Source organism: Rubripirellula lacrimiformis (assembly GCF_007741535.1).
Taxonomy (GTDB): Bacteria; Planctomycetota; Planctomycetia; order Pirellulales; family Pirellulaceae; genus Rubripirellula; species Rubripirellula lacrimiformis.
The window spans coordinates 6485122-6507814 of record NZ_CP036525.1; the positions used below are offsets into that span (position 1 = coordinate 6485122).

General features: G+C 58.0%; 17 protein-coding genes. 12 read left to right on the forward strand and 5 right to left on the reverse strand.

The window, feature by feature from the left end:
• Window positions 1-36 precede the first annotated feature (36 nt).
• Window positions 37-810 carry a class I SAM-dependent methyltransferase gene (locus K227x_RS22670; protein ID WP_145173212.1) on the reverse strand — a complete coding sequence of 258 codons (774 nt, stop codon included), beginning with the start codon at window positions 808-810 and terminating at the stop codon, window positions 37-39.
• A gap of 241 nt (window positions 811-1051) precedes the next feature.
• A complete protein-coding gene (locus tag K227x_RS22675; RefSeq protein ID WP_145173215.1) occupies window positions 1052-2935 on the reverse strand; it encodes a beta-propeller fold lactonase family protein in 1884 nt (627 codons plus the stop codon).
• Window positions 2936-3260: 325 nt separating this feature from the next.
• Here K227x_RS22675 and K227x_RS22680 point away from each other — a divergent pair, with 325 nt between their 5' ends.
• From K227x_RS22680 to K227x_RS22695, 4 genes are all read left to right on the forward strand, one after another.
• Window positions 3261-3863 carry a hypothetical protein gene (locus K227x_RS22680; RefSeq protein WP_145173218.1) on the forward strand — a complete coding sequence of 201 codons (603 nt, stop codon included), beginning with the start codon at window positions 3261-3263 and terminating at the stop codon, window positions 3861-3863.
• Between the two features lie 155 nt (window positions 3864-4018).
• Window positions 4019-4321, forward strand: coding sequence for a P-II family nitrogen regulator (locus K227x_RS22685; protein WP_145178322.1), 303 nt, complete (start codon window positions 4019-4021; stop codon window positions 4319-4321).
• Window positions 4322-4323: 2 nt separating this feature from the next.
• Window positions 4324-4818 (forward strand): hypothetical protein, encoded by a 495-nt coding sequence (locus K227x_RS22690; protein WP_145173221.1) that lies wholly within the window; start codon window positions 4324-4326, stop codon window positions 4816-4818.
• A 123-nt stretch (window positions 4819-4941) separates the two neighbouring features.
• Window positions 4942-10986 carry a hypothetical protein gene (locus tag K227x_RS22695; protein WP_145173224.1) on the forward strand — a complete coding sequence of 2015 codons (6045 nt, stop codon included), beginning with the start codon at window positions 4942-4944 and terminating at the stop codon, window positions 10984-10986.
• Between the two features lie 181 nt (window positions 10987-11167).
• On the opposite strand, the gene K227x_RS22700 is transcribed toward K227x_RS22695, so the two are convergent.
• Together K227x_RS22700 and K227x_RS22705 are read right to left on the reverse strand one after the other, a co-directional pair.
• Complete coding sequence (locus tag K227x_RS22700; RefSeq protein ID WP_145173227.1) at window positions 11168-12505, reverse strand: hypothetical protein; 1338 nt, start codon at window positions 12503-12505, stop codon at window positions 11168-11170.
• A 48-nt stretch (window positions 12506-12553) separates the two neighbouring features.
• On the reverse strand, window positions 12554-13993 hold the full coding sequence (locus K227x_RS22705) for a GDSL-type esterase/lipase family protein (protein ID WP_246146080.1): 1440 nt from the start codon (window positions 13991-13993) through the stop codon (window positions 12554-12556).
• A gap of 314 nt (window positions 13994-14307) precedes the next feature.
• On the opposite strand from K227x_RS22705, the gene K227x_RS22710 reads away from it, so the two are divergent.
• From K227x_RS22710 to trxA, 4 genes are all read left to right on the forward strand, one after another.
• Window positions 14308-14835, forward strand: a complete 528-nt coding sequence (locus tag K227x_RS22710; RefSeq protein ID WP_145173230.1) for a shikimate kinase — start codon at window positions 14308-14310, stop codon at window positions 14833-14835.
• Between the two features lie 244 nt (window positions 14836-15079).
• Window positions 15080-15826, forward strand: coding sequence for a sugar phosphate isomerase/epimerase family protein (locus K227x_RS22715; RefSeq protein WP_145173233.1), 747 nt, complete (start codon window positions 15080-15082; stop codon window positions 15824-15826).
• An 11-nt stretch (window positions 15827-15837) separates the two neighbouring features.
• Window positions 15838-16551, forward strand: coding sequence for an NUDIX hydrolase (locus K227x_RS22720; protein ID WP_145173236.1), 714 nt, complete (start codon window positions 15838-15840; stop codon window positions 16549-16551).
• 349 nt (window positions 16552-16900) lie between these two features.
• Complete coding sequence (gene trxA, locus K227x_RS22725; RefSeq protein ID WP_145173240.1) at window positions 16901-17230, forward strand: thioredoxin; 330 nt, start codon at window positions 16901-16903, stop codon at window positions 17228-17230.
• 183 nt (window positions 17231-17413) lie between these two features.
• On the opposite strand, the gene K227x_RS22730 is transcribed toward trxA, so the two are convergent.
• Window positions 17414-18088: a GNAT family N-acetyltransferase gene (locus K227x_RS22730; RefSeq protein WP_246146081.1), complete on the reverse strand. Its 675-nt coding sequence runs from the start codon at window positions 18086-18088 to the stop codon at window positions 17414-17416.
• A gap of 337 nt (window positions 18089-18425) precedes the next feature.
• Here K227x_RS22730 and K227x_RS22735 point away from each other — a divergent pair, with 337 nt between their 5' ends.
• The 4 genes from K227x_RS22735 (at window position 18426) to miaA (ending at window position 22622) form a co-directional block, all read left to right on the forward strand.
• Window positions 18426-19610 (forward strand): metal ABC transporter solute-binding protein, Zn/Mn family, encoded by a 1185-nt coding sequence (locus K227x_RS22735; protein WP_145173243.1) that lies wholly within the window; start codon window positions 18426-18428, stop codon window positions 19608-19610.
• Entirely contained in the window at window positions 19607-20404 is a 798-nt protein-coding gene (locus K227x_RS22740) for a metal ABC transporter ATP-binding protein (RefSeq protein ID WP_246146082.1), read from the forward strand. The genes K227x_RS22735 and K227x_RS22740 overlap by 4 nt, the downstream gene beginning before the upstream one ends.
• Before the next feature lie 28 nt (window positions 20405-20432).
• Entirely contained in the window at window positions 20433-21344 is a 912-nt protein-coding gene (locus tag K227x_RS22745) for a metal ABC transporter permease (RefSeq protein WP_145173249.1), read from the forward strand.
• Between the two features lie 228 nt (window positions 21345-21572).
• Window positions 21573-22622: a tRNA (adenosine(37)-N6)-dimethylallyltransferase MiaA gene (miaA, locus tag K227x_RS22750; protein ID WP_246146083.1), complete on the forward strand. Its 1050-nt coding sequence runs from the start codon at window positions 21573-21575 to the stop codon at window positions 22620-22622.
• The last annotated feature ends 71 nt before the right edge of the window (window positions 22623-22693 follow it).

A 22693-nucleotide genomic window follows, 5' to 3' on the forward strand; every position in this document is an offset into this window, starting at 1 on the left:
GAAACGGGACATGATGTGACGACCACGGTCGTCCTGCTACACGCGACGCAGCACAAAGACCGCGTCGGTCAGGTCGTTGTCGAATTCACGCGGTTCGTCGATATCATAATCAAAGTCGTAGATTCCGCTGATCTGCCAAACGTCGGAAACTTTTTCAAGCAATCGCTGTGCCTGTTTGGGGGTGTAGATCCGAAGCGGAAAATCGCTGCGAATCCGCTCGATCTGGCCGGTGCGTTTGACTGCTTTGATCGACACTCGCAGCATCTCCTGACGCCGCTTGCGATCAAAGTCGGTGACTCGCAGCGTCACACTGATCTTCGTCCCGCCGGCACTAGCCTTCCAACGCTCGGTACACTCCGGGTCAGCATCCATCGGGATCAGGTGCAGCCCCAGGATGTAGATCCCGCCGACTCGCATATTGTCGGCAACACTGCGCAAATGGGCAATCGCCGACGCTTCGTCCAGCATGTGACGAAAGGTATTGAAGGTGCAGAACGCAGCGTCGAAGGGCTGGTCGAACTGCATCGCCGTCATGTCACCAAGGACATAAGTGCCGTCTAATTTGCGACGTCGCATGCGGGTTCGCAGATACGACAACATCGGCTGGCTTAGATCCAAGCCGGTCAAGTCGTATCCTTTTTCGGCCATCGCGACGACCAAACGGCCGCTGCCGCAACCGGGTTCCAGCAACCGTTTGACATCGATATCGGTGAAACGTTCGAAGGCCTGCTCGAAGAATTCAACTTCGGCCTCGGTTTCGTCACGAAACACCATGTCAAAGTATTGAGGGTGGTCGTACCAGTTTGCCATCAGAATCCTAAACTACGTCGCGCCGCATCGTCATGCCGCTTGGGTCACGGAAAGGGGGAAACCCACCAAGGTATCCGACCCGATGTCACTTCGACCAGCGGCCATCACTATCCTTTTCCCCAAGTAGGACGGCCTTTCCAGGCCGCCGGGAACTTCCCAAGCACAAATCCGGAACGGTCTGGAAAGGCCGTCCTGCGAAAGCGTCGCATCTACCGCTGACCACTTCGTTGGCGAGATGGCTTCACAGCGACTTGAGGTATTCCACCAGATCCGCGGCCTCGGATTCGCTTAGCGGACCGGTGCCGTTGACCTTTTCGGGGCTATGCCAGTCCGTCACCACGTCTTCCAAACTCTTGGCCCGACCGTGGTGCAACCAGCGTACCTTGGCGTAGGTGCCCAGCAACGATGGTGTGTTGTATCCCTGGTAGTGGTCCGATTTAGATCCCGTATCGACGTCATGGATCTGGCCATCGGTTAGCAACGGGCCAGAGTGACAATCGGTACAAGCCGCTTTCGGACTTCGAAACACGTCCTGGCCACGCATTGCCGATTCGCTTAGCGAACCATCGGCCAAGCGGTACGGGTTGGGTGGATGATCCAGCGTCTCCAAAAACGCGACCAAGGCTTCTTTATCGCGACTCTCCGGTGCAGTCCCCTGCATCGACGACACGATGGATCGGTGCATCGCGTCGCTGAGGTCATCTTGCCAACCGTGCCACGTCCATGGCGACGTCTTGGTGACGTTTTGGAGCGGCAAGACCGTCTTGAACGTCATCTCGGTCCCATCATTGAAGGTATCCATCACCCGCGAATTGCTGCCCCCGCCGGGGTGACAGGAGTGACAACTGTACCACTGGTCCAGGCTTCGCTTGGCGTCATAGAAGATCTCCATTCCCGTTCGGGCCAAGGTTTTCTTGGCTGGCCCACCCAACGGAATTTCGGCGACCACGCTGCTGATCGCGACATCGTCAGCAACCACCTCGACCACCTGCACACTGTTGGCCAGATAGTTCGCCACGTACACCATCTGGTTGCCCGACGCCGGGTCACGTTGGATCGCCATCCCCATCGGCCGTCCACCGACTTCGATCCGATGGAACCGCTCGGGATCGTATTGCAATTGAGGGTCGATCAAATCGCCGGGGCCGCCTTCGGCAATGAACGGTAGGTCGGGCAAACGGTACACCAACAATTCGTGAGTCCCCGACGACGACGCAACGATCCGTTTCCCATCGTCGCTTATCACCAAGTCGTGCGAATCCGCGACCGCGATTCCGGGCACGTCCAACGAAACCGCTTCGCGATAGGCGGGGCCATCCAGCCGGACACGTCCGATTCGGCTAGCCAAAACCCAACCCAAACGAATGTTGCGGACGTTGATCGGATTGGTTCGGTAAACCATCCAAGGGAAATAGGCATAGGTTCCATCGGCCGAGGTCAACATCTGTCCCAGATTGATCCCACCCGACAAGGGTTCGCCGTACAAGTTTTCGCCGGATGCAACATCGATCACAGCAATCTCGCTCTGGCCCGCCAGCCCGACTGCCAAGCGGCTCGCATCGTTGGACAGTGTCAGATAGCGAGGCCAATCGCCAACGTGAAACCGTCGCTCGACGACTCCCCGTTGCCAGTCGATTTCGGCAACTTCGCCGGACGCCACCAAACCGACGTAAGCCTTGGACGAATTCGCCGAGACAGCGATCCCGCAGGGCCGCATGCCGACGGGGATCGTGCGGACCAAGTGCAGACGATCACGGCTGATCTGCAGCACCTGGACAGTTCCTGCCCACGCGCAGGTGACCAGTACAAATTCGCCATCGGGCGTGAACGCTAGGTTTGCCGGATGCTGACCGATGGAAATCTCGTTCACGACCGTTCGATCGGCAACGCGGATCAGGGATGCCGAATCCGACGTTTCGTTGATCGTGACGATCCACTGGCCATCGGGCGAAATTGCCAGATCGACGGGGGACCGGTCCATTTCCTGGGGTGGGGAACCAATCGGTGCGGCGGACGTTCCGCCAACGGTCGTCTCTGCAGATACCGCCGAAAACCCGCCCGCGACGATCAGGGTGCTGACCCACAGGCCGATCGCGACTGGCAAAACCAAGTGTCTGGACGTCATTTTCGGTCAGGCTTTTGCAACGAGGGGACAAATATCGGCAAAAAAACTCAAGTCCGGCGGCGGATGAACTTCCACTTTAGACATTCCTTCCTAACATACCCGCGTCCGGCAAATCGGTCGAACAGATCCTGCGACGCTGGTCAAGGCAAAACGCGATGCGGATTGATCAAATGTCAAATTGACAAGTCTTGAACACTTTCGACTAGCCAGCTGGCATACAATCTAACTCGCGCACCGAACTCCCCGTACGAATTCTGTAGAACGGCGTCCTCTTTCGGGCGTTGTACTTACGTTGTGTTTCTCCCTCCTTTTGAAGGAAGTATCCGTGAAGAAGTTTTTTGTGTTCAGCCTCGGAATGGTTGTCGCCTTGGCCGCCACAAGCCTGACCGGATTGGCCACCGCCGAAGAAGCCGCCACCGCAACTCATGACATGGTCAAGAGTGGTCCAAAGGGTGGCGATCACCTGGGTCCGTTCACCGTGACCAAGATTGCCGGCGCAAGCGAAGACGGTGTCGAAGAAGGCAAGAAGTTGTGCTACCGCTGCAAGAACAGCAGCCGCCCACAAGTTGTGATCTTCACCCGTTCGACCGGTCCTGAAGTTGCTGCCTTGGTTTCGAAACTGGACGCTGCTTTGGTCGAGCATGAAAGCGAGCAACTTCGCTGCTTCGTCAACGTCTTGGGTGATAACCCCGAGTCGGCTGCTGAATCGGCCAAGAAATTCGCCATGACCAGCAAGGCCAAGAACATCCCGTTCGTGGTCCCTAACGAATTCGAAAACGGTCCTGACGACTACGGAATCAACCCCAAGGCCGAAGTCACCGTGACTTTCGCAACCGACGGCAAGGTCACCTCCAGCCGTGGCTTCAAAACCGCTTCGGACGTCTGTGTTGACACCGTCATGGGCGACCTGGCTGCACTGGTCAAGTAATTCAATCGAAACAGGTGGTTGAAAAGCGGGGGTGACCCATCCCCGCAAAAAGCCGCCTGCCGCGAAAATCTGAAAGCTTGCCTCGAACTGTTTCGAGGCAAGCTTTTTTTGTGTCGATCGATCGCCGGACGTTGGTTTCTGATAATATACGACGCATGAAACAGATCGTCACCATCGTCCGCCCGCACCTGGCTGAACAGGTTCTCAAGAGCCTTCGGCTGGCACCGATCGAAGCGCTTAGCGTTACGGAAGTCAAAGGATACGGACGTCAAAAAAGTTACCTGGACGAATACCAGGAAACCGAATATTCCCAAGCGTTTGTTCCCAAAGTGGAAATCACGATGTGGGTCGACGATACGCGATGTGACGAGATCCTAGAAAAAATCGTGTCTGTCGCCCGCAGCGGCCGAATCGGCGATGGCAAGATCTTTGTGCTTCCCGTTGGCGAATTCCTGTAGCGATGCAGTGGCCGATTCTTCCTGATTACGGTTGCATTCCACGTTGGCCCGAAGACGGCCAAGGATTCATCCACCCCGACGATGTCGCGATCGCCACGCGACTGTTCCCCAGTGAACGCGTCATCCGGCGAGACCGGTTTGATGGCGTCTATTACCACTGCTGCTATGGGGCCAACCATTTTCGCCTGCGTCCCTGCCTGTGGCTGACCGTCCAACCGGACGGCATCGACATCGGTGACGAAGTCGAAACCATCGGCCTTGGAATGGAACGTGAACTGTTCATCGCGACCGTTTACGGCATGTATTACGTGCGCCGCAAAGGTCGAATTTTGTACCGGCTTCGCCGCGGCGATCAATTGGTCCCACGGTTGTATTCGGCTGGCCAAATGCGACTGCTGACCGTCAAAGACACAGTTCGACCTGGCGAAATCCCGCATCCCACCCCCAAGTGGTCCGGGCAAGGCGAGAAAATAGAAGGAATCGACCTAGGCGAGTGAACGACTTGGGCGGCCAGCGATCTACAATGCAAACTTTTCGACGCAGTCCGTTTTGTCGCCGTCGGTGGCGAAGCGGCGCAAAGTTTGGATGTGTTGATGAGTTGGCGGCCAAAAGGGAATCTCGTGAATCGAACCATCCCCGAAGTTCAGCATCCAAAGACTGAATTCAAACCGGCGCTGGCCCGAACCCTGCTGCTATTGGCCGGCGTTTGCTGCGCGATGCGTGGCGTGCCCCCCTGCATGGCAGCGTCCCCCACCGATGATCCGGCCCTCGAATCCGCCGCGACCGGCGAACCCGCCGTGGATCCGCAATCACCGCAGGCCAAGGCTCAGATCGACGAGACGATCCGGGCGCTCGGTGCACCTAAGATCTCGATCCGAATGGAAGCCGTCCGACAACTTCGCCGAATCGGGCGTCCGGCCACCCAAGCGGTGGCCGATGCAGCCGACCGGCACCCCGACGCCGAGGTGCGCCGACTAGCACAAGAAATTCATCTCGATTTTCGCTTTGGTCTCTTCCGCGACACTCCTGCGATCGTTCGCCAAGCGATTGCCGATGTTCGCAGCCGATCGGAAGTTCGTTGGGCACGCGGCGTTGATACGCTGTTGAATTTCCAGCATTTCGAAACACTGTTGATCGCGATCGAGTTTCAACCCGATACGTCTTCGCGAATCAAGATGGCCGGAATGGTGATCCAGCATCCCGCCGGCCAAACGTACTTCATGACCGAGTCGAGTTTGACGTCGCTGTTCAAAGCGGTTCGTGGCGATACGCCCAATCCGATCGTGCAGATCAGCAGCTTGTTCTCGCCCTCGATCATCGATGCGATCGCCCGCAATGGCAAACTGGACTTGCTGATCGAACTTTTCGCTGACCTACCGGTTCTAGATCGGCAAAACGGCTGGCTCCTGATTTCACGCAGCCACAGTGCGCTTGCGAATCTGTTCGAAACCGGCGGGGTCGAAAAGGTGTTTTCGTTGATCCAACGTGGCACATCCAAGCAGGCACGCGAAGAGATCGCCGCCAGCGTGTCCGGCAATGCGATCATCTTTGTCACTTTGATTCGGTCGGGATCGCTGCCACGTTTCCTGGACTTTTTTTCCGATTCCCAAACCAGAATCATTGCGTTGTTGTCGGCCGATGCGACGCTGCGAGCCATCTTGTCGAATCTTTCCAACGATCAAATCATCGAGTTGTACGAACGCATCGATTCGGATGCACCGAAGGTTGCGACAATATCGGCGCTGCACCAACTGCGACAACGCATGGGGGGCAATGAAAAAGAAGCCTTGCGCGCCGATGATGCGATTGCCGCGGTCGAGGAACACTTTCTGCGGGTCGAAACCGATGCGTTTCGCGTCGCTTACTTGGTGAACCAGGTCCGTCTGACTTCGTCCAGCCGATCCGACGACGTCGTGAAGTTTCAGTCGGTGCTAGACCAACTGATCCGCTTGGACAATCCATTGGACGCGGAACAATGTGCCGTCCTGACGCGATCGCGAGTGGTCGCGAGGCTGCTGGCGAACCAACCGGCCTATGCCTGGTTCAACAAGCAAATCGAACGCCTAGACCTTACCAACCATGCATTGGTAGTCCGTCAATGGATCAACCAGCGTGATGTGCTGGTCGCATTGTTCGAATCCGAAGGAGCGTTAGGACTGCAAGTCCTGGATCAGATTCTGAGCAAGGATTCGGATGCCCATCGGCAATTGGCGGCGGGAATCATCCGTTCCATTTCATCGCGTGATTCACGCCAGATGGAACGTATCAGCAATGCACTGATGCAGCGACTGGAAACCGTCACCCACGTTGACACTCGACAAGCAATGATCGCATCGCTTGCGGGCAACAGCATGATCATACGGCACTTGATCGCTAATGAAAATCTGGAACCGTTGCTGGTCCAGATTGAATCGATCGAAGACATCCGTCAACGTAGCGAGTGTTTGACGCCGCTGTATTCGCACACCGGCATCGCTCAGGCGTTGATCGACCTGGAACGCACCGATTTGCTTCTGGCCTATCGCGACGACGCGTGGCCAGCCGACAAACGCATCCAATTGCTGATGCGAATCGTGCAGTCGACGGATTGTTTGTCGGCATTGATCCAACAGGGCGAATTCGAAGCGTTGGACAAGGCCACCCGGGATCTGGCGAACGATACCCAGCGTCGTCTGAGCCGAAGTCACTTCTTGGCGTCCCCGTCGGTGATGGCGATCTATCTGAAAAACGGTTCGATCGATCAGGTCAAAGCATTCCTGGAATCGGTACCGCCTGCTGAATTGGACATCACCCTGATCATGTTCGCGGGACGAAACTACGACCGCGATGCCTACAGCGTGATTGGTGAAACGCTTTGGGATCGTGTCGCAGAAATCCCCACCGACCGCACGCATCAACGATCCTACGTCCTGAACCGACTGCTTCGCAGCGATTCGTTCGTTGCGTGGCTGGTCACCCAGAAAAAGTCCGGCCAACTGATCAACCGCCTGGAATCGTTGCTGGAACCGCATGACGTTGGCAGCGTGATGTCGGAATTCATGTCCAACCAACGCTCGATTGCTTGGTTAAGAAGTGTCCCGATCGATCAGTGGATCCAGATGCTTCGCGCCAAAATCCCCACTTCGGAACCAGGCAATTACGCAGCGATTCTAAGATCGAAAACACTGATCGACCATCTACTTGGCGAAGACCGTTTTGATGACTTCGCCAAGGAACTGTTCGCCGTGCTTGACCAACCATCGGGCAATCGGGACGAATGGATTCGCCGGATGTTCAACGATTCACTGATGCGGGAACTGATCCAACAGGGTCACCAAGAATCGCTATTGGGCATGTTGACGGTGAAGTCGGACCAGATCCCCTACCAGACGTTCAGCCAATTGCTAAGGATGAAAGAGTTTTCGAACTCCTACCTGCATGATCACAGTGCCACCGAAATGATGGATCTAGCGGAACGTCAGCAGGATCCCAACGCCGCAACATACCTGCAAAGATCCTTGCTGACCTCCGCGTCTTGGATGGCGGCATTGACCAAGGAAGCGGCGATCGATCCGCTGCGTCATCGTTTGTTGGCAGCCCCGGCGACTGTGGACCGAGATTCACTGCTGGCGGTCCTGATCACACAAGCTGGTATTCTTTCCGACATGAAAGACGCGGACGTGGACCAGATCTTCGAACTTCTAGTCCAACGAAGCGACGTTTCGACGACCGCCCTCTCATCCACTCTGCGGTCGCCCAGCACAGTGTCACGTTTGATATCGCTGGGCCACTTCGACCTGATGCGGCAGCTAGCGAAGGACCAGAACATCGAATCGTTCTACGAGCACCCACGGGTGTTCCGCCGACTGGACGCCCCCGAACGTCAAGAAGCATTCGATCAACTCGAACAGCGATTGCAAGATCCCAATCGCGGCGGCTTCCTCCCGTTCCGCAGTCACTTGGTGGCCGCCTATATCGAAAACAAAGGAATCGCCTCGTTAATTCAGGCCATCCATTCCCGTTACCGCGACGAACGGGTTTACCGGATTTGGATGGATGATGTGGCGTTGATTCCGGTCTTGAAACGAGGTGAACTGCTGACGTTGTGGGAGGCGACCAACCCCGCGAAACGAGGCATCGTGCGAGCCAACCTACCGATTCGCCGCCGTGCGCTGCTGTCGGCTCTGGACTCTGCTGCCGCAGCCACCGCTTTGATCGATTGGTTAGAGGAACTGTCGCCACGCGAGACGCAGTCGATGCTGATGACTTTGCGGTCCCCCATCCCGTTCAAGCTGCATCAACATGGGCTCGGCGAACGTTTTGCCAAGTTGACCGATCGTATCACGGACACGCGACAAGCTTCGGCGATCCAACGTTCCAGCAGTTTGTCGACAAACGATTCAGTGTCTCTGCTGATCCAACAATCCAAGATCGACCTTGCGATCGCCAAACTGCGCAGCGAAGCAAACACACCCCCCAGCAACGTTCAGTTCGTGTCGCTGCTGATGACCTGTGGTCTTGCCGAATCGGAACTGGCCGCGATCCAAGCGGCCGATTCGAACGCATCACCGGCAGGGAATGCAGACGATCCACCGTGGACGATCAGGCAACAACGAAAGGCCCTCTTGCTTCGTGCCATGGACCAACCCACCGCGGCCATCGAATCGGCGGTGTCAAACGAGATGCCAGACTTGGCATCATCGATCGCCATCGAACAACACGACTGGGCCACCGCGGCCAAGCACGGGCCACCGATGACCAAGAAATTGCTGGATCCACCGTCAAACTTGGATGCCAACATGGACGCCATCGAAAGTGCCGCGTTGTCCGGAAAGATCGGTTTGTATGCGGACGACATGGCAGCGTACAACCAATCCATCGAAGACCTGAAACAGATTGTGGAAGATCGTCCAGACGATTTGAAGAGCCGCAGCTATGCCGCCGAAATGTTGATCGCTTCACAGCGCGTCCAGGACGGGATTGCGAGACTGGGACGTTTCCCATGGCAGGCGTTTTATCTCCGCCGCGCGACCGGGTTCTATGATCCCGCATTTGCTGCGTGCAATTGGAATGGGCGTCCGGCAGCCGAGTATTTTGATGCCGCGGCAAGCCAGGCGGCCATTGGTGAAGCCAGCCGACAACGGACGGTCCCGTTCCTGCTAGATATCGCGGAAACCGAACGGATGCTGGGCCGAAGCCAAACCTATGCCGAGATTCAAAATGCGCTGCGACAATTCCCCGATCGCTACAACGATGCCGTCATCGAAGAAGAAAAGGAAGCAGCCAACCCCAGCGATCCAACTGGGCGCCGCATCAAACACTACGACAAGCTAAGCACCAAAGTCCAAATGTACCGAGCCCGCTTGTTCGGCGAATGGATCCGCCGCGGCGAACTGGAAGAATGTCGTCGATTCGAAGAACAGCATCCCCAGTTTGATCAGATTGTTCTGGCCAACGAAACCTTCCGCAAACTCGGTCCCGATAGCGGCAGTGCCCATCACCTGAATTCACTGATCCAAACCTCGACACCGCTGTTGCCGGTCACCGACCGTTTAGATCTGGTGATGCGGTTGATCGTCGACGCGAAGTCGCGGGATCCAGCGGCGACTTCTTGGTCCAAAGAACTTTGGCCGCTTCAGCCGAATCTGCATCCCGATGCACCGGAGCCACTTTCAGCAGACCATCCGTTGTGGGCGGATGTCGTGGCGATGGCGAATGCCCAAATGCAGCAAGCGGCCGACCGCCAAGATGGGCGGTCATCGTCGATCTTCGAAACCATGATCAAGCTGTGGGCACCGACCGGCGTTTCCTATCCAATGGATCCCGAAACGGCAAAGACATTGATCGACAACACGGATGACGCCGACGTCCTGTGTTGGTATGGGATCGGAAAGCTTCGCGAAGGCGACGCCGCAGAAGCGGTTCGGATCTTCGCCGCCGCCCGACGCATGTCGCCCGCACGCGCTGACATTGTTCATTGGCATGCCGATGCACTTCAAACAGCGGCCCAGCAGACACCCGCCCAGCAGACACCCGCCCAGCAGACACCGGCCCAGCAGAACGTGGCGGCCGAGACCGCATTGATTGCCCAACGGTTGCTGCACATTCCCGACGATCGGTTTCGTGTTGCCCACGGCATGATGTCTCTCGGACAGCGTGCCGCGGCGATCGAGCAACTGAAGATTATCCGCAAAACTACCGCTCCGGGAAGCCGCTGGCACGTCCGAGCGACTGAAAAATTGGCCGACTGGACGCTGAATCATCATGACCGGTTTCAATATTCACGTGAATTGCTGATCGCAGCCTGTCGTCAACGATCCGATCGCACCGACCGGGTACGACTGCTTGAAAAGACCGCCGCGGTGCACCATGCCTGCATGGATCTAGCGTTGGCGCAAAAGGACTGGGAAACGCTGCGTCGACAATGGACCTGGAGTCGCCAAGTCAACGCCAACGATGCGGCCCCGATGACCAAGTTCATCCCGCGAGTCCGCGAAGCGGGCAACCCGGAATTGGCGGACGAAATGTTCGCCGCATCCGATCGATTCCTAGGATCGCGAATCGACAAGTTCACCGAATCGGATGCGGTGAAGATCGCCCGACGAAAACTACGCGACGCATGCGCAGCGAATGAAAGTGACGCCGAACCAGTCACAGAGAAGGCGGAACCAGCACTAGCCCACTAGGATCTCGCGGCACCAAGGTTTCCAGGTCGCCAAACTCGCCAAGACTTCCGCGATCGAGTGAGCCGCGACGCGTAAGCGGCCGGGAATCCCCCCCCCAATGCCCGTGGCCTCACGGCCAGCGGCTCACCATTGCCGTTGAACACAAACCGTTGAAGACTTCCGCGACGCCTGTTGTCCGCGATCAGGCGAACTGCGACGCCATTTCTTCTTTCGCGATTTCGTCAGCGTCCGCTTCGCTGATGCCAAGCTGTTGCAACAATTTCGATAGCTGTACCTGATCGAAACGGCGACTGAAAGTCATGCAGACTTCTCGGCCCGATTCGTCTTTGACGACGACCGAATGCATCACCCAGCCACGTCGAACCGTCGGCAACGATTCTGGTGATAGACGGTGTTCTTTGGACGGCATCCACCAATTCGCTTCGGTCAATTGCCAGCCCTTGTCGCTGTGGCCGACCAATCGCAATCGGCTCTTGGCCTTGAAGGGGCCAAAGTCGTCTTTCGGAAAAACGATCAACTCCGGTCGCCGTGGCGTTCCGAATCCAGTCCAGAATTTGGCCAACACCGGATCCAGCACCATGGTCCGATAGAACCGCACACGGCGGCTGATCCAACGCAGCATCAGGGCGGCGACCAACAGCAGCACCAAATTGATCCCCGTCGCGATCGTTGGGCTAAACGCATAGACCATCATCAATGCCGCACACAGCGATTTGTTACAGACTTCGAAAACGGCGTCCAAAAACGGGACCGGTGTCAACCAAACCAGAAACTCGAAAAAGAACTTCACGCTGTTGATCACCAAAATATTGATCACCATCGCCACGGCCAGCAGCGTGTCCAGCGTCATGCTGACGATCCCCAAGTGGACCATCGCTACCGGGGTTCCGCCCAGTTCGCCATCGCCCGGATTTTGCGCCGACATCACCAACTTGATCACCAGCAGGATCACGATCACGGCATAGGTTTCCAATCGATCGACAGCCTGTGCAAAAGGCTTGCTGACCTTGGTCAGTCGCGGCAAGCTGGTCAGCAGCGTCAAGCCCATGAAGATGACAAACAACCATTCGTTGCGAAGCGGTCCCGCCACGCCCAGAACCGCGTTGTCGGTTGCCCAATCCGGCCCCCACAGTGCCAAGCCGGACAGACAAGTGACGCCGAAAAAGGGCGACAACGCGACCGGCGCCAGCGGGCCAAGCCAATCCACCACACCACTGTTGGTCGCCCATCCGCTAGCCGCTGCGATGTCGCCCGCATCGATCGGGCCTTCGAGGTTTCGCTGAATACTTTCGGCACTGAGAACCTCCGTATCGGTTTCGACATCTGCGCGATCAAGACTTGGATCCTGAATGTCCACGTCACCCAAGCCCACGTCACTCAAGCCCACGTCACTGCCGCCTAAATCACCGCGGCCTGAATCGACCGAGGATGGTTTCGCCCGGTCCTGTGCACCGGCCAAATGGAACACGGGCGGCGATACCAGAGCGACAAAAAGGATCAGAGCGATCAGGTGGCGCATCAACAGGAACTCCGACAGAAAAGAAACTCGAGCAAGTGCTCAGCCCGGTCATTCTAACGCCTTTTCGTCCTCTGCAATCGGTGTGGCCGCCCGTCCGGCCGCCCAACGACGCAGCCCCTGCAAACGTTGGCGGCCGCGTGCGAAATAGGTTTCGTCCAAGGATTGCATGACGGAGGCGACTTGAAGCTGGAACTCCGCTTCGCTGGCGTCATCGAATTGGCACCACCCGAGTTCTTCGAAGCGGTCGGCAACCGCGGCGGCGATGCGTTGATGCCCGGCGACCGTGGGATGCACATGGTCTGCGAAAAATTCAGGATCGGCGATCCCGTCCGGAACACGTGCCCCCGAACCACTGCGTTGATCCAGGCACTGGGGAACATCCACCATCGGAATCTCTGCAATCGCACAGGCGTCACGCACCGTGTCGATGATCGTCGAGGTGGCGCGCAGCGGGCAAAGGTCGTCGTCCCGAGCTTGGGTCAGCCACTGTTTCGCTTCGGCCGCAGATCCGCCGGCGTCCCACAGTTCCTTGCCACGACGATAAGCATCGCCGGTTGCCAAGTCGTCCACTTTGAAGGGCGGCGTGTTGACCAGATCGCAAGCCGGAACGCAAACAATCAAAGGAACGTTTGCCGCCGACGTCGCCCGGATCATTCGCTGCAGTGTGGCCGCAAACTGTTGCTCGACCGATCGTCGCCACTCGGGGTCGCGTTGATACAGATCCATCCCACCGATGTGATCCAGACGCGTGTCGACCTCGGATGCCAGCGGCCTGCCCGCCAACGGAAGCTGCGATGCAGGCTGCGACGGAGGCGACTGTGACGGGGCGGATGCCAACGATTGCAACCAACCGACCGTCTTCCAATACGATGCCGCCCGAGTGACCACGCGGCGAGCGGTTCCCAGTTTCCGAACATGTTGATAGCTGCGGTCTTCCAAGAACTCGTTGTGTCCGGTGTACAGCACAATCGCATCAGGCTTGTGCCGGAGAACTTCGTCCAGAATCTTTGCCACCCGATAGCTGGCGTACGAAACGCCTCCGCAATTGACGACTTCGTAGTGATGCTTGGGATCCGCCGTTTCCAGTTTTAGCCTTAACCAGTTCGGGAAAGCCGTCTGTGTCGAAAACGGTCGCCCCTGGACGGTTGAACCGCCCAGCACAAAGACGCGTCGAGTGTGCGGCGATTTCGTGGCTGCAAACGATGCCGGTCGAAAAAAGTTCATCCGCGACTCGGCAATCTGCCACCGCCCGCCGGATGCGTTCGTTACGTCGTCAGCGGGACCGTCAGCATCATCAACGAACTGGAACAATGGTGGCAGTTCCTGGTACCCCGCGACCGGATCGGCGTCCACCATCGGCAAAAGTGGTGCCCATCGGCGGACACCGCATTCAAGCGCTGCAAACGGCAACAGTGCCAGCGCCACCGCTGCGGCCGCCATCAACGGCCGGCTTCGGCGGTTCGAATCAGATGGCACGGCGTCGGGCATCAAAAATAGGCGTGGGTGGTCGGCAGGGATGCAAGCACGCGGTTTGCAGCGCGACGAGCAATGACGCTACGCGACAATCCATTTCGTCCCATCACGTCACGCCTGATTTCCTCACGCGTCCATGCCGCACCGGTCTGCGACAAGCGTTCAGCGACAACCGATCTGCGACGCGTCCCGGATGTCCGCATTCGCGGGATACGAGCGACCATGATCTGTGGGCGTGTGTTGGGGGGGAACGCGTGTTTGGGGGACGCGGGTAGGGATCAGCTGCGTTATCATTCTAGACACCCGACCTGTCCAAGGTAGAAGCGAAAATGAAGACCTCTGCACATATCTATCTGACCGGCTTTCGCGGCACGGGCAAGACTTCGGTTGCTGCACGGCTTGCCGCTGCCTGGGCAATGGAAAAAATCGACCTCGACGATGTCATCGAAGCCGCGGCGGGCAAGTCGATCCGTCAGATCTTTGCGGTAGGCGGCGAGTCTCATTTTCGCGATCTAGAAACCGAAGCACTGCGTTTGGTCGCGGCCGGACCCAAGTCGATCATTTCGCTCGGCGGCGGAGCGATCCTACGCCCCGAGAATCGAACTTTGATCGCGTCGACCGGCCAGTGCATTTGGCTGGATGCGACCGCCGACGAAATCTGCAATCGCGTGTTGGCGGACGCGTCGACCGCCGAACGTCGCCCGGCCCTGACAGCGCTTTCGCAACGAGAAGAAATCACCCGTCTGCTGGCCGAACGAGAAGATCTGTATCGGGCATCGTCCGATTACCATGTCGACACATCGGGCAAGTCGATCGACGAAGTCGCCAGCGAAATCGTCAAAATCTGGCAATCCTAATACCCGCTGGGATCCGCGACGGGGTTCCCGCTGCGCGTGTTTCACGAGCGGCTGGATACGTCGGGCGAAGGAAGGCAGCAACGCGGTGTGCCGCAACCGGCGGCGGTATGCGACGGGGTGCCAAAAAAACGGTCTATTGCCAGAGGGTGTGGTCGGGGTAAGCTGTGCGGTTTTCGCAAGTTGTGGCGTTTTGGGCGCTTTTGCGAGACGAAAACATTTGCCGTTTGTTAGGGAAGGACGAAACGTGTTTGTTTCAGCATCGACCGAGTGCTGGCCCGAGATGGAGTTGCGGGAAGCGATTGAGGTTCTATCAGACCTTGATTTTGCGGCCGTTGAAATCGCGCTGCATGAATCGGGCAAGGTCAAACCAAGTGAATTGCTTGAAGACATGGATCGCGCGATCCAATTGCTCCGACACACGCACCGCCTAGACATCTCTGGGTACAGTGTCGAATTGGGGTCCACCGGCGACCAACATTACGAAGACTTCGCACAGATTTGCCATCTGGCCAAGACCACCAAAGTGGTCAACATCACCGTCCCATCGGGCGAACATGGCACCCCGTTCAACGAAGAAGTCGAGCGGCTGCAAAAACTAGTCAAGATTGGTGAGGGCGAAGGAGTCCGGATCAGCGTCCGCAGCCAACTAGGTTGCCTCAGCGACGATCCCGACACGTTGATGGTGCTTTGCAACAACGTCGACGGACTGGGCATCACGTTGGACCCCAGCGTTTACATCGCCGGTCCAGCCAAGGGCAAAAACCTTGACAAGATTCTGAAGTTTGTCTGCAACGTTCACCTGCGGGACACCCGCCCGGATGCGTTCCAGGTCAGTGTCGGGCAAGGCGAAATCGACTACGGCAAATTGTCCACCCAATTGGCTCGTGATCGGTACGACCGCGCGTTGACCGTTCACATGGTGCCCATGGAAGGCCACGACCATCGGGTGGAACTCAGGAAGCTTCGTCGTTTGCTTGAAACGTTGATGTAGGTCCCACGTTGGTGAATTTTCAACGCCCCGAAGGTCGCCCCGACTGGGCTCACGAACCGCGTCTGGGCGAAAAACTTTCCCGCGGTCTGATCCAGGCCGCGGAATCGCAGGATTTGCAACGTCGCGTTGATCGACTCTCTAGCATGTCCCCGGTGCTGGCCTATGGTCGGCATCGCGGACCGGCACCGCGGCAATCGCGAATCGCGGCCGTGGTGATCGCGATCTATCGCGACCCCGACCACGGATGGACGATTCCGTTGACGCTGCGTCCGACCACGCTGCTGCATCACGGCGGACAGATTTCGCTGCCCGGCGGCCAGATCGACGCGGGCGAAACGATCCAACAAGCCGCCGTTCGCGAATTCGAGGAAGAACTCGGTATCCGCCCGACCGTGCAATCGTTCTGTGGCGAATTGACGACACAGTATGTCTACGCCAGCGAAAACCTGGTCCATACGGTCGTTGCCATCATCGACCGGCCTACCCAAACGTGGATCCCCGATCCGGCCGAAGTGGCGGAAGTCGTGACACTGCCGTTGTCCAAACTGACCGATCCGGCGTGCCGGTGCGAATCAGTGCATTCAAAATCGGTGATCAAGGACGGTCGCCAAGTCGGATCCCTGGCCTTTCGGGCCGGTTCGATCGAGCACGATGGCCACCAAATTTGGGGGGCGACAGCGATGATATTGGACCAATTGGCCCAATTGTTGCTGAAGCTGGGGTGATCCGGCAGGTTCCCTGCCATCGGCGACGCGGCCTTTTGATTTCCACAAGAACGCATCGCCCGAGCGGACATTCGCCGTTTTTGGCGGACTTTTCTCGTTGATGGCAATCTTAAAGGAACCATCTGCCGACTGAACAAGATGCGATTGGACGACGGCGACCCAGCGGGATTCCGCAGGTCACTAAATTGACAGGTGCCCCCGCGGCCCTACAATTTCCGTCACGACGATTCGCTCAACCGTTCATTCGGTGGGCCGGGCCGGGGGGAAACGCACATCTGGATGTGTCGATCGCACCGATTCACTGTGAAATACAAATCGCGACCACTTCTATACCACGAAGGAATTTCCTATGGCTTCTGACGCCGTCAAAGAATTCACCGATGACAACTTCGACGCCGAAGTACTGAAATCGGATACTCCTGTCCTCGTCGACTTCTGGGCCCCCTGGTGCGGTCCTTGCCGCCAAATCGCGCCGATGATCGACGAACTGGCCAACGAGAACCCATCGGTCAAGATCGGTAAGATCAACATCGATGACAATCCCGGCATCGCACAAAAGTTTGGCATCAGCAGCATTCCTACGCTGTTGGTCTTCAAAGGTGGCGAAGTTTCGGAAAGCTTCGTAGGCGTTCGTCCTAAGAGCGCCCTGCAAGAAGCCTTGGATGGTTCGGCAGCCTAAACAGGGTTGCCGGTTGCCTTTGGCAATCCACCCTGACGCTTTTCAGCCGTGCCTGCGAATTGGCAGGCACCGCTACCGAAAACAACGCAGAGGCCAGGATTTGATCCTGGCCTTTTTTCGTGCACATACGCAGCCGTGCTGGGACCGGAATCCGTTGCCATCGCAGGTCGCAACGACGAATCCCTAAACGCCAGCGACATCGGCTGCTTTGTAGACGACCTGGGCCCGTTTGAATCCCATCCGTTCGTACAGCCGAATAGCCGCAGTGTTCTCGGTCGTGACCTCCAGGTGCATTCGAGTCAGCCCCGCTTCGCGGAACCCCTGGGCGGCACGTGCCAACAGGATGGTCCCCAAACCGCGGCCACGGTGCAGGGTGTCGATCCCAAGATTCTGGATCGCCCCCCAGCCATCGATTTCGAGTCCTTGGACCGTCCCCACAGGCAACAAATGCCCGGTTGGGGGATCCCGGAACCGGCACAACCATGTTGCACCAGCGACAAAGCCTTCTCGCGACGCGATCTCGCGCATCAAACGCATGCACCCATCGCGGCGTCCCAGGCAGGGAAAAACATTGACGTCCAATTCCTGACGGAAACTCTGATATTTGGCCGTCGCATGTTCACGGACCAATCCGCTGCTGAAGGGGACCATCGAATATCCCGCCGGCACGGTGGTCGATCGAGCGTGTTCCAGCGGCCCCATGACGCTGCCGCCGGATGCCGAAGAAACACCAATCGGCCAAAGCCCACTCGATCCGTGGCCCCGCCCTGCGTCGTCGCCCACTTCTTCGCGATTGTCACCAAACCCATCGGGAAAGTGATATTCCATGCGAAAACGTTTGAAGTAGGTCATTCCCATTTGGATCTCCGCGCACTGGCGCCGGGCTATCGCGGCCCATTCCCCCCCGGTCGTCCCCGTTGCCAGGGGAATCACACGACCCGATCCGCAGGCGGTGATCTCCGCCTAGGTTCGCCCGTTCGTGCCGATCCGCCGGACAGCGGGTGGATCGTTTCCGGTCAAAATCAAGTTTACCACACGAATCGGGACCGACTGCGAACGCAGGAAACACAAACCAAAATGGCAGTTTCCACGTTCTCGGCACGCCACTTGCATCCATTTCGTCTAGTTTTTGATTAGCCAAACAATTATATTTGGCTACCCGCAAACCCTGTTTCATTGAGTTTTCCCTGTGTATATGCCACGTAAGCCCGTTTCATCGCCATCTTCTCGCTTGGTCGCAGCGATCTTGCTGACGCTGATGATGTTCTGGGCTGCCCTACTTTTGGGCGGTTGTGGCAACAGTGCTGCCAATTCGACAAGCAACAGTGAAGACGCCCGCCCCCGGATCGTGGCGACAACCGGCATGATCGGCGACATGGTTTCGGAACTTGTTGGCCAGGATGCGCGGGTTGAGACGATCATGGGCCCCGGCGTGGACCCGCACCTGTTTCAACCTTCGCGGTCGGTGTCCGTCAAATTGCGAAACGCCGACGTGGTCGTTTACAACGGTTTGCACCTCGAAGGTCGTTTGTCGGATGTATTGGCTGCCCGATCGGGCGGTACCACTCGAACCATCTCGCTCGGTGAAATGCTGCCGGAGGACCGATTGCTGCATGCGGACGCTGGTGTGCACGACCCGCACATTTGGATGGATGTTTCGCTGTGGAGCGAAGCGGTCGGTCACCTGGCCGACGAACTGTCGACGATTATGCCAGAGCAATCCGATGCGATTCGCCAACGGGCCGATGCCTACCAAGCCAAACTGGCAGCCCTGGACCGATGGGGTGCCGCGGCGATCGAAACCATCCCCACATCGCAACGCATTTTGATCACCGCACACGATGCATTCCGCTATTTCGGCAAACGCTATGGCGTCGAAGTGCATGGTGTTCAGGGCGTATCGACGATCAGCGACGCCGCCATCCAGGATGTCAATCGATTGGTTGACCTGATCACCGTCCGACAGGTCCCAGCGGTATTCTTTGAATCCAGCGTTTCGCCGCGGCAAGTCAAAGCGATCGTCGAAGGTGCCCGCAGTCGTGGCCAATCGGTCAGTAGCGATTGGGAACTGCTAAGCGATTCGATGGGAGCCGAAAACAGCCCCACGGGCACCTACGTAGGCATGATGCGGCACAACTTTACTACAATCGCGACAGCGCTTGGCGGATCGCCCGACATGGTGGTTCAAGAGATAAAGCTGCCCAGAACCTTTCAGCAAAGCGCCGTCCGGCAAAGTGCCTTTCAGCAAAGCGCCTTCCAGCAACATGCCGTTCAGCAGTCGGAAACACCCATCGCCCCCGACGTTACTCTGGGTCGTCCGATTCGCGTCCAACCCATTCGCTTTGAACAAAACGATGCACCGGAGTCCCAGCAATCGTGAACGAGAACCAGGCGCCCGTTCCGCCCCTGCGAGCCGTCGACGTCACCATCGCTTATCGCAGCGTGCCGGTGCTGCAGAACGTCAACTTTGCAGCCCCCGCTGGGTCTTTGACGGCGATCGTCGGCCCGAACGGAGCCGGCAAAAGCACATTGATCAAAGCATCGCTCGGATTGATCGAACCCGCATCCGGGCACTTTGAATTCTTCGGCAAGTCATTCCGCGAAGCGGTTGGCCGGGTCAGCTATGTGCCTCAGCGGACCAGCGTCGATTGGGACTTTCCCGTGACGGCCTTGGATGTGGTCTGCATGGGGCTGTACCGAAAGATCGGGTGGCTGCGACCGGTTCGCGCCAAGCATCGGGCGCTGGCGATCGAGGCGCTGCAAAGCGTGGGGATGCAGGACTACCATCGACGCCAAATCAGCCAACTGTCCGGTGGCCAACAACAACGCGTCTTCCTGGCACGTGCGTTGGTCCAGGGCGCGGATTTATTCTTGATGGATGAACCGCTGGCCGGTGTGGATGCATCGACCGAGCGGACGATCATCGACGTGCTGCGGAAACTTCGCGACGCTGGAAAAACCGCGATGGTTGTCCACCATGATCTAGACACCGTCGCCGATTACTTCGACCGGGTCCTGTTGCTGAACCAGCGGGTGATCGCCGACGGATCGGTCGCGGATGTGATGCAGCCATCGTTGCTGAAAGAAGCCTATGGCGGCAAACTGCTGATCTTTGATCACACCGATCGCCCGCCGAAATCCTCGGCGCCGCAATCGGCCAATCCAGCTCGATAAGCCTCGCCCTAGAAAGTTGACCTTTTCCGTGTCGTTGTTCGATACCCTGTTCGCTTACAACACCATGGTCGTGCTAGCAGGCACGATGCTATTGGGGGTCGCTGCTGGCGTCACAGGCACATTCCTGTTGCTACGCGGACGGGCTCTTGCCGGCGACGTGATCGGGCACGCGGCACTTCCGGGCGTCGCGATCGCATTTCTGGTGCACAGCATGATCGCACCGGAATCCGGAAAAAGCTTGGCCGTGATGCTGATCGGCGGTGCCATCAGCAGCGGGCTTGGGATGGTCGCCGTTTTGTGGCTGCGACGGGTCGGACGTCTGCCCGAGGACGCGGTTCTGGCGATCGTACTGAGCACGTTTTTTGGCGCCGGCGTCGTGATCATGCCGATCGTCCAGGCATCACCGACGGGCAGCCAAGCCGGGCTGCCTGGGTTCATTTTTGGCCAAGCGGCATCGATTCGCCAAGCCGACGTGTGGCTGCTGGGATCGATCGCCGTGGCCACGATCCTGGCCAGCATGACGTTGATCAAAGAATGGACGTTGATGTGTTTCGACGAAGGGCTGGCAACCGTATTGGGTTATCCGATTCGGCGGCTGGACCTGCTATTGATGGCCCTGGTCGTTGCGGTCAGTGTGGCCGGCATGCAAGCGGTCGGGCTGCTGTTGATCGTCGCACTTCTGATCATTCCGGCCAGCGCCGCGCGGTACTGGAGCGATTCGATTCGGCCCAACATTTGGATATCCGGCGGCATCGGTGCGTTATCAGCCGGCCTCGGATCGATGGCAAGCGCCGTCGTGCCCAAATTAAGCACCGGCGCGATCATCGTGGTTTTCGCCGCCCTGCTGTTGGCGATTAGCGTGCTGGTCGGTCGTCAACACGGACTGATCTTTCGTTGGCGGGCGATCAGCCGATTGAAACAACAGAATTTGGCGGAATGATTCCCGCCACATCGACGGCCTGATGCGACACGCCACGATCGCCCCGATTCCCCCCACCGGGCGGGATCCTTATCGACGGGGCTGGTTGATGCCCTATCATGACCTGCCTTTGAAACGTTCGTCACGACATCGCTGGGCGAACGTCACCGGCGCTTCCAACGCGATACGCGTCCTTGTCGAGGGCGGTGCCTGATCCAAGCAACTCTGATTTACCCAACCATTTGCGCTGTGAATTCCGCTCCGAATCCCGATTCCCCACTGCCACTGGCCGCCCCCTCCGACGACGGCGATCGCCAGCCAGCCGTTGACGTTGGCGGGCAGTGTTTTGAATCACTGGCCAACCGATCCATCGTGCTAACGGGGCCGACCGCGTCTGGAAAGAGCCGCATCGGGATCGAACTGGCCAAGCGAATCAACGGCGAAATTTTGTCGCTCGACTCGATCGCCGTCTATCGTCACCTTGATATCGGGTCCGCCAAGGCCACGGCCGCGGAACAGTCCGCTGTCCCGCACCACTTGATCGACTTGGTCGACCCATCCGAAGAATTCAGCGTCGCCCGGTATCTGCACTGCGCACACGCGGCCGTCGCGGATGTGATCCGACGCGGACGTGTCCCGATCTTTGTCGGGGGTACGCCGATGTTCTTGAAGGGTGTGCTGCGTGGCTTCGATCCTGGACCACCAGCCGACTGGGAATTTCGCAGTGCGGTCGAACAGGATCTGGCCGAACACGGCATCGAGGCGTTGCGATCGAGATTGCGGCAGGTCGATCCATTGGCCGAACATCGGATCGGCAAGAACGATGCGCGGCGGATGATCCGAGCTCTGGAAGTGGCGTGGCAGACCGGCCAACCGATCACCCACCGTCAAATTCAGTTCGACCGGCCGGTTGCTACCGCCGATTGCCGCGTCGTTGCGATCCGTTGGCCACGGCCGCAACTGCACGACCGAATCAATCAACGCGTCGATGAAATGTTCGCGGCCGGATTGGTCGAAGAAGTTCGAAGCTTGCTGGACCGTGAACATCCATTGTCACGAACCGCCCGGCAAGCCGTCGGCTATCGTGAAGTCCTTGACTACCTGGACCAACAAGACGCTTCATTGGATGACACGATCGCGCTGGTCGCCACCCATACGCGCCAACTAGCAAAACGCCAAGAGTCGTGGTTCCGATCGTTCAGCGAGATCCGCGGAATCGACGTCGACGATCCGATCGACGCCGAGGCGATTGCCGACCGGATCGTGCACCAGTTCCAGTCCGACGCCTCGGACGATTAGCGAAGCAACGAGCGATCAATCAGTGTCGTTTTTTTCTTCCCCCCTCTCTCGAACTCTCTCGAACTCTCTCC